This window comes from Streptomyces avidinii, assembly GCF_045161815.1.
GTDB classification, from domain to species: Bacteria; Actinomycetota; Actinomycetes; order Streptomycetales; family Streptomycetaceae; genus Streptomyces; species Streptomyces avidinii.
In genome coordinates this window covers 7,308,158-7,320,288 of sequence record NZ_CP108863.1, presented here as the reverse complement: position 1 = coordinate 7,320,288, position 12,131 = coordinate 7,308,158, and the positions used below count along the sequence as shown (strand labels likewise).

Below are 12,131 nucleotides of genomic sequence, written 5' to 3'. Positions count from 1 at the left end.
CACCGACATTCAGGTACGAGTCCCCTGCTTCCGAGGACGTGAGCAGTGATGACCAGGCCGACCTGTCGGAGGAAATCATGACTCTCACCCTCACCGCCCCGCAGACCGAAGCGCAGACCGAAGCCACCGTCCCCACGCTCGCCCCGCGCGAGCAGGAGGCACTGCGACACATCGCCGCCGGCTGCACCTACCTGCAGGCGGCCCGCCAGATGGGGCTCTCGAAGCACACGGTCGACGCCTATCTGCGCCGCATCCGCGCCAAGCTGAACATCAACACCACGGCCGAGATGACCCGTCTGGCCATCTCCATGGGGCTGTGACGCACTCGGACATGGAAGCGCCCGTAGCGGGCGGGGCGGTCTACGGGCCGCCGGGCAGGCCGTAGAAGACGGGCCGGGCCCAGACCGGGGGCTCCTTCGGGGGCGCGGAGTCCCCCGGAGCACCGGGGGTACGGGAATTCTCCCGCGCAGGCGGATCGGCCATACGGCCGGTGCCGCCTCCCGTGGCGACGCGCAACGCGGCCACGAATTCGAGGCAGGATCCGTAACGGTCCTCGGGGATCTTCGACAGGGCCTTGGTCAGCACGTCGGCGGCGGCGGGAGCGATTCCCGGCCGCCTTTCCGTCAGTGGGGGCGGGGGGTCGTACTGGTGCGCCCACAGCAGCGCCGCGTCCTCCTCGCGCTGGAAGGGCGGCCCGCCGGCGAGGGTCTCGTAGACGACGCACGCCAGGCTGTACAGGTCGCACCTGCCGTCCACCGGCCTGCCGGAGATCTGTTCCGGCGCCATGTAGTCGAGCGTGCCGACGAACTCCCCGTCCGTGGTGAACCCGGTGAGCGCCAGCGACTTCTTCGTCAGCCCGAAGTCCGTGAGGTAGATGTGCTCGGGGTGCTCGCTGTCGGTGCCCGCTGCCACCAGGATGTTGCCGGGTTTGACGTCCCGGTGCACCAGGTCGTGGTCGTGGGCCGCGTCGAGCGCGGACGCCACCTGGGCGGCGATGCGCAGCGCGGTCGCGACGGGCAGCGGACCCTCCCGGTCCAGCAGTGCGCGCAGGTCCAGGCCGGAGACGTAGCGCATCGCTATGTAGAGGACGCCGTCGGTCTCACCGGCTTCGAAGATGGGCACGATGTGCGGGTGGTCGATCGACGCGGCCACCCGCGACTCGTGGGTGAAGCGGCGGCGGAAGGTCTCGTCGCGGGCGCGTTCCGGGGCGATCAGCTTGAGCGCTACCGTACGGTCCAGGCGCAGGTCCTTCGCGCAGTAGACGACGGCCATGCCGCCGCGGCCGATCATGCGCTCCACCCGGTAGCCCGCGATCCGCTTCCCGATGAGGCCCGAGGCACGACCCGCGTACACGCTGAGGTTGGAAACCTCGCTCATCGGACGCCCCGCTCACCTGGCCGTACGGCGCCGCCGGACGCGGCGGGCCGCTCTTCCCTACCTGGAAGTCTATCGACGGGGCCACCCGAGTGCCGGTCCGACAGGATCGACACGCGCATCCCCACACGCATACGCATCGCGCACGGTGACCGGCCCCGTCGGGGCCGGTCACCGTGCGCGATGCGGTCGGTGGTGGTCGTCGTGGTGGCCGGTGGGTCAGTCCTCGTCGAAGCCGCCGGCGCCGCCGGCCCCACCGAAGCCGCCGGTGACCCCGCAGCCGAAGCCGAGGCAGAGGCCGCCCTCGCCGCCGGTGCCGCCCTTGCCGCCGTCACCGCCGGGCAGCGCGTTCCCGCCGGTGCCGCCGGTCCCGCCGTTGGCGCTTCCCTTGCAGGAGCCGGCGCAGATGCCGCCCTTCCCGCCGGTACCGCCCGTGCCGCCCGGCACGCCGGTGGCGCCGGTGCCGCCGTTGGCGCTCCCGTTGCAGAGCCCGGCGCAGATGCCGCCCTTGCCGCTGGTGGTGCCGTTCACCGTTCCGTTGCATTTGCCCGCACAGACCCGGTCACCGACGCGGACGCTGCCCTTGTCCACCTTGATGCTCTCGAGGACCGCCCTGCCGTCGAACCGGCCCCCGCCGGGACGGGAGTCATCGGCGGCGAACGCGGGGGCCACCTGACCGGTTGCCGCCGTCGGCGCTGCCGTGGCGACCGGTGCCATGGCACCGGCGCCGATCAGCGTGGCCGAAATGACGAGACCGAGACGAAACTTCGTGGACCGCATACGCATGAGATTCTCCCTGCCTAGGAATTGCTTTCCGTATCGAGTGGCCCGATCCATATCCGGCCGGCTGTTCCCCGGGATTCGTCGGCGCCCCGGCCTTCTGCAGGCCGGGGCGCCGCGGTGGTGCGCCTGTGTTCTCGTCAGGTACGGCCGTCCGCCATCAGCGCGAACCAGTCGCCCTCGACGTAGTACTTCTTCCAGGTGTCGATCTGCTTGTCCGAGATCTTGTACTTGTCGGCGATCTTCTTCGTCATCTCGTCCGGCTCGTCGGCCGCCAGCACGATGAGCGAGATGCGCACCTTGTCCACCACCGTCAGGTCCGCCTTCGACTTGTCGGGCAGGTCCTCGAACCTGAGGCAGCCCACTCCGCCGGGCTGGCCGGGCTCACCCGGCTGACCGGGCTCGCCGCCCCGGCCGCCCTTGCCGCCCTCGCCGCCCTTGCCGCCCTTGCCGCCGGCGCCGAAGCCGATGCAGTGCTCGGGCTGGTCGGCCGGGGCCGAGGCGTTGATGCCGGTGGGGGTGTGGGACTGCTGCGACGCCTGCGCGGCGCACGCCGTACCGGTGACGAGGGCCAGAGAGGCCGTGACCAGGATGATCGGACGCTGCCAGGACTTCGTGAACATGGCGTGGTTCTCCGTTTCCGCAAATACCGAGGTGGGGGGATGAGAAGGGGTGAGAAGGGGGTGGGGAGGGTGGAGGCCCGAAGGCCTCCACCCGTTGAGCCGGGTACTGCGGTGTGCGGTTTAGAAGATGCTTCCGCCGCCGGCGCCACCGTTGCCACCGAGGCCGCCGATCAGGCCACCGAGGCCGCCGTCTCCGGCCTTGCCGCCGTTGCCGCCGTTGAAGACGCCGAAGCCTCCGTTACCGCCGTTGCCGCCCTTGCCGCCCTTGAGGAAGCCGTCGCCGCCCCCGCCCCCGCCACCGGCGTTGCCGCCCTGGAGGACGCCGAAGCCGCCGTCGCCGCCGTTACCACCGGCGCCACCGATGCGGCCCTCGCCGCCACCGCCGCCGCCGCCACCGGCGCCGCCGACCAGGAAGCCGTCCCCACCGGTACCGCCGTTACCGCCCTTGCCGCCGGTGCCCGTGACGCTGCCGCCACCGGAGCCTCCGGCTCCACCGGCGCCACCGACGAGACCGCCGGTACCGCCCTTGCCACCGTCACCTCCGGCGCCTCCGGCGTTCGGGAGGGCCGTTGCCACGTGGGAGGTCACGGGCGTCGCCGAGGCCATGGACGCCGGGAGCAGGACGCCACCGGTGACGACAGCTGCCGCGGCGGCCAGGGTCGCAATGCGGAAGCCGCGACGGGTCGGACGGACAATGCTGTTGGTGTGCATCTTGCGGTTCATGACTTTCTCCTACTGATGAAGAGGGATATGTGACCTCCCCGGATTTCCGGGGAGGTGCGGATATGGGGAGAAGTGATCCTCGGAGAGGATTTCCGTCTCTTCCGTCTGCCTCGTTCTGTTTCCGGTGAGGCCCGCACCACAAGTAAGCCCCGGGGGCCACATCCGGGTCATGTTCCGGAATCTCGGGGCTTGACACCCTCATAAACACCGACTAAAAGCCCCCGGCGGCGTCATCACCGCGGCCGGTCCTCCGGGGCGCGGGCCTCCGCGAGGGCGGGAGCCTCGGGGCCTCGGCCGCCTCCCGGAGCCGCCCCGGGTCCGCCGGGGCCACCACATACAGGGACAGCGCGTCGGCATACAGGGACAGCGCGTCGGCGAGGAGCGCGCCGGGCGGTATTGGGGGGCGCGCGGGCGAGCGCGCGGTACAGGGCCACGGACTCCCGGGCCACGGACTCCCGGGGCACGGCTCCCGGGGCACGGCGAGTGCCTCCTGCGGGCGCCCGCGTCCCCCAGGGCGGCGCCCGGGCGGAGCAGGGTGGCGCACAGCGGGGCGGATGAGCCGGACGCGGGGGTCGAAGGGCTCCCGTCGCGCGCGCCGGCGTCAGCGCGGTCCGCCCCCGGCCCGGGGAGGGGGCCGGGGGCGGGTGGGTCAGCGGGGCTGTACGAAGGTGCGGCCCTGGTGGGCCTCGGCGGTGCAGGATCGCTTCTCCGCGGCGGTCATCTTGCGGGTCTTCACCACCACCGCGTTGCTCTTGCCGTCCGTGCCGTTCTTGGCCGGGCTGGTGATCGTGTCCTGGAAGAACCAGTAGTAGTGGCCCCACTTGGGGCTGTCGTAGTGGGTCTGCCAGGTGCCGGAGACCCGCTGCATCACCTGGGCGCGCGAGATCCAGCCCACCTCGCCCGGCTTCACCGTCATATTGAGCGAACTGCTCTCGGAGTGACTGCTCGACCAACTGTGGCTGTAACTCGCCGTTACGCTCAGGTCTACGATGCCCGCTATCTTGCCTCCCGCCGTGACGGAAACTCCCAGGGAGTCGGTGGAGCCCACCGTGTCGTCCCAGGTCATCGACTGGGTGGAGTCGGACGTGCTGCAGTTGAACAGCGAGTTCGACACCTGGCGGAGCTCACCCAGGTACGCCTCCTCGAGCCGGGGCGAGTTGAACGTGCACTTGCCTTCGCCCGAGGCGCAGTCGGCCATGAGCAGCTGTCGTGTCGGCTGGTCGGAGGCGGATGCCGGAAGGGCGGTCGCCGCCGCGACGGCGCAGGCCGCCACCGTCATGGTCAACGCGCGGGCTGCATAACGCCTGACGCGGTGTGTGGTCATCGTGGAACCTCTCACGGTGCTGGGGGGATCGGTGAACCGCCGTACGGAGGACGCGAATTCACTCGCCGCCCGCCGCGCGTTCGATCACCGCCTGTTGCTCCTGAGATTCTCCCGACCGACCGGAGGGGTACGGTCCGATTGAGTCAACCTGCCACCGGACGCAGCAGCGCCACCTCCGGGCCGAAGCCGACCACGAGCCGGCCGCCCGGCGCGGCCCCCAGCGCACCCACCGCGAGCGGCAGCACGTACTCGTTCCCGGCCTCGTTCCCCGTCACGAGGTCCCAGCACCGCACGGTCTGTCCCTGACCGACGGCCACCGCCGGCCGCCCGGCGCCCCCGTCGCCCCCGCCGATGACGGCCATCGGCCCGTTCGGATCCGCGTGGCCGGTCCGCGCCCCGCCGATCTGCCGCATGGCCGCCAGGTCCCACAGGCAGACCGTCTTGTCCCGGCTCCGGCTGACCGCGGCGGGCCGCCCGTCCACCAGCACGGTGGCCACCGAGGTCACCCAGTCGGTGTGGCCGGTCAGCGGTTCGCCGATCTGCCGGCCGGTGCCGAGGTCCCACACCCGTACGGTCTTGTCCCAGCTTCCGGTGACCGCGACGGGCCGCCCCTCCAGCTCCGCGGTCGCGACGGCGGTCACCCGGCTGGCGTGGCCGGTGAGCGGCTCGCCGACCGCCCGGCGGGTGGCGGGGTCCCAGACGCCCACGGTGCGGTCGGCGCCGGCCGTGACGAGGACCGGCCGGCCTGCGAGGGTCGCGGTGGCCAGGGCCAGCACCCGGCCGTGAGGGGTGGTGACGGGTTCGTGCGGCTGTCCCCCACCCACCGGATCCAGCAGGCGCAGCGCGTCGCCGGAACCGGCGGTGACGACCAGCAGCCGCCCGTCGACCACCGTCGTGACCATGGCGGTCACCTCGCCCTCCAGGTCCGTCACGGGGGCCGTGACCTGCTGCCCGGTGGCCAGGTCCCAGACCCGCACGGCCCGGTCGGCGCCTGCCGTGACGGCCACCGGGCTCCCGTCGAGAACGGCCGTGGTGATCGCGCAGACCGTTCCGGTGTGCCCGGCGCGGGGCGGGCCGTCCCCGTGGACATGGGTGAGGTCCCAGGTCCGGACCGTGTGGTCGGCGCCCGCGGTGACGGCCACCGGCCGACCGTCCAGGACCGTGGTGGCCACGTCCTGGACCTTGCCGGTGTGGCCGGTCAGGGGCGGGCCCACGGGCTTCCCCGTGGCGCGGTCCCGTACGACCACCGTGCCGTCCTGCTCCACGGTGAGGGCCGTCCGATCGCCGCTGCTGCTGCCGCTGCCGCCTCCGACCGGACCGTTGCCGTGGCCGTTCCCGGGCCCTCGGCCGGAGACACGGCGCCACAGGTCGGCGGCCTGCTCCGGGCCGGGCGGGAAGACGGGGACCGCCTCGCTCGCACCGATGCTCCGCATCACGCGCATGCCGTTCACGCGCGGCCCGTCCTCCGTCAGGTCCCAGATGCGCAGGGTCCCGTCCCCGGCCGCTCCGGCGGTGAGGGCGACCGTACGTCCGTCCAGCAACGCGGTCTCCCGGGCCCGGTGCCGTGCCAGCGCGCCGTTCTGGCGGGCGAGCGCCAGCGGGCCGATGAACCGGGGTTCCTCGGCATCCGACCCGACGGCGACGACGCGCCCGTGCACCACCGTCACGGTGGACACTCCGGGCACCTCCGTGCCGTCGGACAGGGCCGCGGCGGCCGAGGGGGTCGCAACCGGCTCCCCCGTGGCCAGGTCCCACAGCCGCCGCTCCTCCCCGGCCTCGCCGGGACCCACGACGGTGGCGGCGAGCACCCGCCCGTCGAGGGTGACGGTCCGCTCCACCGTCAGCGACCGGGCCAATTGCTCGCCGGTGCCCAGGTCCCACACCCGTACCGTCCGGTCCACGTCGATGTCGTCGACCGTGAGGACGACACGGCGGCCCTCCAGCACCGCGAGGCCGGCCGCCGACGGAAAGACGCCGACCCGGCCGCCCGTGAGCAGGTCCCACGCGCCCAGGGTCCCGTCGGCCCCGAGGGTGAGCAGCACCCGGCGCCCGTCGAGGACGGTGCTCTCCACCAGCCTGACGAACTCCCCTGCCGCGCGGCCCGTGGCCAGGTCCCGCACGAGGACCGAGTCGTCACCGTGCAGGGTGAGGGCCACCGGCCTCCCGTCGGCCTGTGCCGTGGCCACGGACAGGACCTCGGCGGTCATCGAGGACACCGGATCGGTGCGGCCGGTCACCGGATCGTGGAGCTGCTCGCCCGTCGCCAGGTCCCAGACGCGCACCGTGTTGTCCCGGCTGCCCGACACCACCACCGGTCTGCCGTCGACGATCGCCGTGGCCACCGACCTGACCGGGCCGGTGTGGCCGCCCAGGGAGCGCAGCCGCCGGTGGTCCGGCACGGGCCCGTCGGCCCACTGCACGGTCCACCGCTGATCGGGCAGCGGGGCGTTCACGTCGTCGGGCGCACCCGCGGAGGTCTCAGACATACCGCCGAGGCTAGCCACCCGGTCTGACAACGCCCGTCGCTACCACACCGCGACCGTCGGCCGGAGCGTGCGGACCACCACCATTGTGCCCGGTGCGGGACGGCACTCCGGTGGGGGGCGCGGGCGGAGATTATGCGGGGCCACCGCCCATGTGCGGGTGGAGCGGATGGCGTTGAGTCGGAACTGCCGATCGGCCGGCAAGGAATCGACATCAGCCGCGCGAACCGCGCACTCGACCTTCGAGGAGGTGATCCGGATGAGCGTCCTCAAGCTTCAGAACATGGAAGCCCGCACCACGCAGAGCGCTGCCGCCACCGTCAGCCTGACGAGCAGCAACAGCAACTGCTGCAAGTCTCCGCACGAGCCGGAGAACCCGAACTGACCCGGCGGTCCGTGCGGGGGCTCGGCGCGCCCCCGCACGGACCCGCTGTTCCCAACGGCCGCTGCCGTCGGCGGTCCTCGGACGATCACAGAGGCTGACATGCGCAACGAACGCTGGGTATACCGCTTCCTCTTCGCGTGGAACGACACCCTGTTCTTCGACCCGCTCGACGTCTTCTACGAGCCGAACGCGGACCACTTCCTCGCCGCGTTCGACGAGACGGTGCGGGCCCGGTTCGTCCGCAGCGGCATCTGGTGGAGCCACCGGCACAACCCGGCCCTGCCGGCGCAGGGCTGGAAGATCCACGTGTCGTCGAGCCACCGCCACGTGCGCGAGGTCGCCACCTCGGTGATCGGGCACCTGACGGAACGCGGGATCGATTTCAAGATCGCTCTCGACCTCAACATCTTCGAGATGCTCAACTCCAAGTCCATCTCCCGGGGCAGCGGCGGCAAGCTCGTCACCGTCTACCCCCGCGACGACCACGAGTTCAGGAGCTGCCTGGCCGATCTGGCCCGCCTCCTGGAGGGCGTCGAGGGGGCGTACGTCCTGTCGGACCTGCGGTACCGGGACAGCAAGGCGCTCTACTTCCGCTACGGCCAGTTCCTCGACACGCACACCGTCGACGTCCTCGGGCGCAGGCGGCCGCGGATCCTCGGACCCGACGGCCCCGTCCCCGACGACCGGCGCCCGGGGCATGCGCGGCCCGGCTGGGTGCCCTGGCCGTTCGACGACTGGAAGCCCGACGAGGAGGACCGGGACGAAGGGGACGAGGGGGACGGCGAGCTGCTCGGGGGCCGCTTCCGGGTGACCGGGGCGATCCAGTTCTCCAACAGCGGCGGCGTGTACACGGCCGAGGACACCGAGAACGACGACCGGCCGGTGCTCCTCAAGGAGGCCCGCCCGCACACCAACATCAACCCCCGTCAGGACCACGACGCCGTGGGCATCCTGGGCCGCGAGTGGATGTTCCTGAACCGGCTGGCCGACGTCGGTGCGTACCCGGCGCCGATCGCGCGGTTCCGGCACTGGGAACACCACTACATCGCCGAGGAGTTCGTCGACAGCTCCGACATCCGCTCCGTGCTCCTCGAACGCAATCCGCTCGCGCGGCCGGGGTTCGACATCGAGCAGTCGCGGGAGTACCTGCGGATCTTCCTCGCCGTCTTCCGCGGCCTGGCGCGCGCGATCCGGGCCGCCCACGACCGCGGCGTGATCCTCGCCGACTTCACCGCCGCGAACCTGCTCATCGACCCGGACACCCACGAGGTGACCATCGTCGACCTGGAGGCCTGCCGGCTGGCCGAGTCCGCCGGCGAGGGCGCCGGGAGCGGTGTGAGCGGCGGGAGGGGCCCCGGCGAGAGCGCCGAAGCGGCGCTGGAGAAGCCGGTCGAGCTCTACACCCCGGGCTTCAGCCTCTCCCGCAACCGCTTCAAGGCGTACGGGCCGGAGGGCGACCGGTACGCCCTCGCCTCCACCATGGCGTACTTCGTCTTCCCGATCGCCGCCATGTCGTACCTGCGCGAGGACGTCCTCGACCTGTACCGCATCTTCATCACCGAGGGACTGGGCTGGCCGGCGCGGGTCCACGAGCTGATCACCGACCTGGCCCGGGACCGGATCGACCTCGACGGCGTACTGAAGGCCCTGGAGGACGAGACCGACCTGCTGGACCGGGTCGAGACCGCGCCCGAGCGCCCCGTCGTCGAGGAACGCCTCGCCCTGGCGGAGGCGGAGGCGGCAGTGGGCGCCTTCGTCCTGGCCACCGCCGACACCGGCCGCGACACCCTCTTCCCCGTCGACCCCTTCGCCCACGTCACCAACCCGCTGAGCCTGGGCTTCGGAGCCGCCGGGGTCCTGTGGGCCCTGCACTCCAGCGGTATCCCGGTCCGGCCCGAATGGCGCGCCTGGCTGAGCCGCAGGCTCGCGGGCATCGATCCGGCCCGGTACCCGGACGGCCTGATGAACGGCCTGTCCGGCATCGCCTGGGCGGCCGATACCCTCGGGCTCGGCATCCAGGCGCGGGAGCTGCTGACGCAGGCCAGCCGGCGCGCGGTGGAGAAGGGCGACCACACCTTCTACTACGGCCTCTCCGGGGTCGGCATGACGAACCTGCGCTTCTTCCTGCGCAGCCACGACCCCCGCGACCTCGCCGCGGCTCAGGAGTGCGCACAGGCCCTGTGCGGGACGGCGCAGCGGGACGGCGGGCGCGCCCACTGGCTGAACGAGTTCTCGGCGAAGGGGCCGCTGACCGGGCTGGGCTTCGGGCAGGCCGGCGTCGCGATGTTCCTGCTGCGCATGCACCAGGTCACGGGAGAGGTCCGCTACCTGCGGCTCGGTCGGGAGGCCCTCGCCTGGGAGATGGCCCACGCCCGGCCGATCGACGACGACGGCGGCCCGGTCATGTTCGAGCACGAGGGGACGATGGAGCCGTACGTCGAGGTCGGTTCCGCGGGCGTGCTGAAGGTACTGCTGCGCTACGGGGACCTGGACGCGGCCCGCACCGTCCTGCGCGGGCTGGACGTCCGGTACTCGGTGATGCCCGGGTACGCCTTCGGCATGGCCGGGGTCGCCGACGCGCTGCTGGACGCGGCACAGTTCACCGGCGACCGGTCGTACCGCGATACGGCGCTGCGCCAGCTCGACTTCGTCCGGAGGGTCTTCCTGTTCGAGCCCGCCGAACGCTTCGGGCTGCCGCGCACCGACGGCCGGCCGCCCCTGCTCGCCCTCCCCGGTGACGGGCTGCTGCGCTGCTCCACCGACTACCTGACCGGCTCGGCGGGCGTGCTGCGGGTGCTCCACCGGGTGAACCGGGGCGGTCCGGCCGACTTCCTGCTGGACGAGGTCGGGCGGTGAGGCAGCTCTGGCGCACCCTGCGGGGGCACCGGGCCCCGTTCGTGGTGATCCTCGTCGCCGAGGTCACCACGAGCGGGCTGGAGGCCCTGCTGCACCCGCTGCTGCTGAAGGCCCTGTTCGACGAGGCGATCCTGACCGCGGACCTGCGGCGCTTCCTGGTCCTCGGCCTCACCTACCTCGCGCTCGGGCTGACCCTCAACACGACGGGGTACTGGATCGCGTGCCGGCGCAAGCGGTTCGAGAACGCGTTCACGCTGGTGCTGGAGACGGAGCTGCTGGGCCGCGCGCTCGGCCTGGACGGACGGAAGGTGTCGCGGGAGGGCAACGCCTCGTTCGTCAGCCGCATCCACAACGACGTCGCGCAGGGAGTCCTGCCGGCCGTCGACGTGGCCCTGCGCATCGCGCGGCAGGCGGTCACCTCGGCCGTCTTCCTCGGGGTGCTGCTGTACCTGTCCTGGCAGGCGAGCCTGATCCTGCTGGTGATCGTGCCGCCGCTGGTGTTCGTCAGCAACCGGCTGGGCAGGCGGATCGAGGCGAACACCGGCCCCGAACGCGAGGCCGAGGCCCGGTACGTCAACACGCTGACCCGCACGCTGGAGGCGTTCCCCGCCCTGCGCGGTCTGCCGTCGCTGCTGGCTGGCACCCGCGCCGCGAACCGGGACGCCCTGAGCGGATTCCTCGGCCTCACCTTCGTCAACTTCCGGCTGGCACAGCGCCAGCGGACCCTCAGCGATCTGGTGATGAACCTGTCGGACACCGCTTCGATGATCGTCGGGGCCTTCTTCGTCTTCTCGGGCCGGATGTCCTTCGGCAGCTTCCTCGCCTTCGTCAACTCGCTGTGGCGGGCGGTGACCGGGATGTTCGACCTCATCAACATGATTCCGCAGGCCCGCCGGAGCAGCGCCGTCCTCGAGCGGATCGAGTCCCTGAGGGAGTCCCGGGAGACCCCGTACCACGACGAAGGGGCCCTGGTACGGGTCCATGGGGCCCGCGTCGTGTACGGCGGGGCGGCCGGGGCGGAAACCGGGTCCGGCGGGAGCGATGTGGCCGGGGTGTCGATCGAAGCGTTCGAGCTGCGCGCCGGCGAGCACGTGCTGCTGCGCGGCCCCAACGGCTGCGGGAAGACCACCCTGCTGCACATCATCGCCGGGACGCTCGCCCCCGACGCCGGGTCGGTCACCCTGCCGCCCCGGGTGGCGAGCCTGACCGCCCCGGTGAACCTGCCCCCGCTGCCGGTGCGCGACCTCGTCCCCGACGAGCGGCTGCGCGCGGTACTGGGCCTGGCGGCGCAGGCCGGCCAGCTGCCCTCGGAGCTGTCCTCCGGCCAGCGCCAGCGCGCCGCAGTGGCCGCGCTCCTGTGCGAGGACGCGGACGCGTACCTCGCCGACGAGCCCTTCGCGAACCTCGACGACCGCGGCCGGGAGCTGGTGCTCGGGCTGCTGCGCGAGCGGACCGCGGGGCGCGCCCTGCTGGTGGTGCACCACGGGGACGAGGACCTCGACGGCCGCTTCGACCGGGTGGTGACCCTGGCGGCCCGGCACCCGCTGGCCCGGCTCTCGTAGACGTGTCCTGTCGGTCGGGCC

10 protein-coding genes are annotated in these 12,131 nt (G+C 72.4%); 4 read left to right on the top strand and 6 right to left on the bottom strand.

Annotated elements, in window-relative coordinates; translation table 11 throughout:
- Nucleotides 1–77 precede the first annotated feature (77 nt).
- Entirely contained in the window at nucleotides 78–320 is a 243-nt protein-coding gene (locus tag OG373_RS33045; protein ID WP_397736685.1) for a response regulator transcription factor, read from the top strand.
- Between the two features lie 40 nt (nucleotides 321–360).
- Here the strand turns inward: OG373_RS33045 and OG373_RS33040 are convergent, their stop codons facing one another.
- From OG373_RS33040 to OG373_RS33015, 6 genes are all read right to left on the bottom strand, one after another.
- Complete coding sequence (locus OG373_RS33040; RefSeq protein WP_405442102.1) at nucleotides 361–1,377, bottom strand: serine/threonine-protein kinase; 1,017 nt, start codon at nucleotides 1,375–1,377, stop codon at nucleotides 361–363.
- Between the two features lie 216 nt (nucleotides 1,378–1,593).
- Complete coding sequence (locus OG373_RS33035) at nucleotides 1,594–2,160, bottom strand: hypothetical protein (RefSeq protein WP_405442101.1); 567 nt, start codon at nucleotides 2,158–2,160, stop codon at nucleotides 1,594–1,596.
- Nucleotides 2,161–2,294: 134 nt separating this feature from the next.
- Nucleotides 2,295–2,777, bottom strand: a complete 483-nt coding sequence (locus OG373_RS33030; protein ID WP_405442099.1) for a hypothetical protein — start codon at nucleotides 2,775–2,777, stop codon at nucleotides 2,295–2,297.
- Nucleotides 2,778–2,897: 120 nt separating this feature from the next.
- Nucleotides 2,898–3,500 (bottom strand): hypothetical protein, encoded by a 603-nt coding sequence (locus tag OG373_RS33025; RefSeq protein WP_397736678.1) that lies wholly within the window; start codon nucleotides 3,498–3,500, stop codon nucleotides 2,898–2,900.
- A gap of 649 nt (nucleotides 3,501–4,149) precedes the next feature.
- Complete coding sequence (locus tag OG373_RS33020) at nucleotides 4,150–4,824, bottom strand: hypothetical protein (RefSeq protein WP_405442098.1); 675 nt, start codon at nucleotides 4,822–4,824, stop codon at nucleotides 4,150–4,152.
- A gap of 143 nt (nucleotides 4,825–4,967) precedes the next feature.
- Nucleotides 4,968–7,310 (bottom strand): WD40 repeat domain-containing protein, encoded by a 2,343-nt coding sequence (locus tag OG373_RS33015; protein WP_405442097.1) that lies wholly within the window; start codon nucleotides 7,308–7,310, stop codon nucleotides 4,968–4,970.
- A gap of 256 nt (nucleotides 7,311–7,566) precedes the next feature.
- Between OG373_RS33015 and OG373_RS33010 the strand changes: the two genes are divergently transcribed.
- The 3 genes from OG373_RS33010 (at nucleotide 7,567) to OG373_RS33000 (ending at nucleotide 12,110) form a co-directional block, all read left to right on the top strand.
- Nucleotides 7,567–7,692, top strand: coding sequence for a class III lanthipeptide (locus OG373_RS33010; protein WP_199815919.1), 126 nt, complete (start codon nucleotides 7,567–7,569; stop codon nucleotides 7,690–7,692).
- Nucleotides 7,693–7,791: 99 nt separating this feature from the next.
- Nucleotides 7,792–10,548, top strand: coding sequence for a lanthionine synthetase LanC family protein (locus OG373_RS33005; RefSeq protein WP_405442095.1), 2,757 nt, complete (start codon nucleotides 7,792–7,794; stop codon nucleotides 10,546–10,548).
- The gene (locus tag OG373_RS33000) at nucleotides 10,545–12,110 is read left to right on the top strand and encodes an ATP-binding cassette domain-containing protein (protein WP_405442093.1); all 1,566 of its coding nucleotides are present in this window, start codon (nucleotides 10,545–10,547) and stop codon (nucleotides 12,108–12,110) included. Before OG373_RS33005 ends, OG373_RS33000 begins: the two co-directional genes overlap by 4 nt.
- Nucleotides 12,111–12,131 lie beyond the last annotated feature (21 nt).

What these genes read in the sequence shown, in the direction of transcription:
- OG373_RS33005 (WP_405442095.1), top strand. Translation starts at nt 7,792, where the DNA reads ATGCGCAACGAACGCTGGGTATACCGCTTCCTCTTCGCGTGGAACGAC.
- OG373_RS33040 (WP_405442102.1), bottom strand. Translation starts at nt 1,377, where the DNA reads ATGAGCGAGGTTTCCAACCTCAGCGTGTACGCGGGTCGTGCCTCGGGC.
- OG373_RS33045 (WP_397736685.1), top strand. Translation starts at nt 78, where the DNA reads ATGACTCTCACCCTCACCGCCCCGCAGACCGAAGCGCAGACCGAAGCC.
- OG373_RS33015 (WP_405442097.1), bottom strand. Translation starts at nt 7,310, where the DNA reads ATGTCTGAGACCTCCGCGGGTGCGCCCGACGACGTGAACGCCCCGCTG.
- OG373_RS33035 (WP_405442101.1), bottom strand. Translation starts at nt 2,160, where the DNA reads ATGCGTATGCGGTCCACGAAGTTTCGTCTCGGTCTCGTCATTTCGGCC.
- OG373_RS33025 (WP_397736678.1), bottom strand. Translation starts at nt 3,500, where the DNA reads ATGAACCGCAAGATGCACACCAACAGCATTGTCCGTCCGACCCGTCGC.
- OG373_RS33020 (WP_405442098.1), bottom strand. Translation starts at nt 4,824, where the DNA reads ATGACCACACACCGCGTCAGGCGTTATGCAGCCCGCGCGTTGACCATG.
- OG373_RS33010 (WP_199815919.1), top strand. Translation starts at nt 7,567, where the DNA reads ATGAGCGTCCTCAAGCTTCAGAACATGGAAGCCCGCACCACGCAGAGC.
- OG373_RS33030 (WP_405442099.1), bottom strand. Translation starts at nt 2,777, where the DNA reads ATGTTCACGAAGTCCTGGCAGCGTCCGATCATCCTGGTCACGGCCTCT.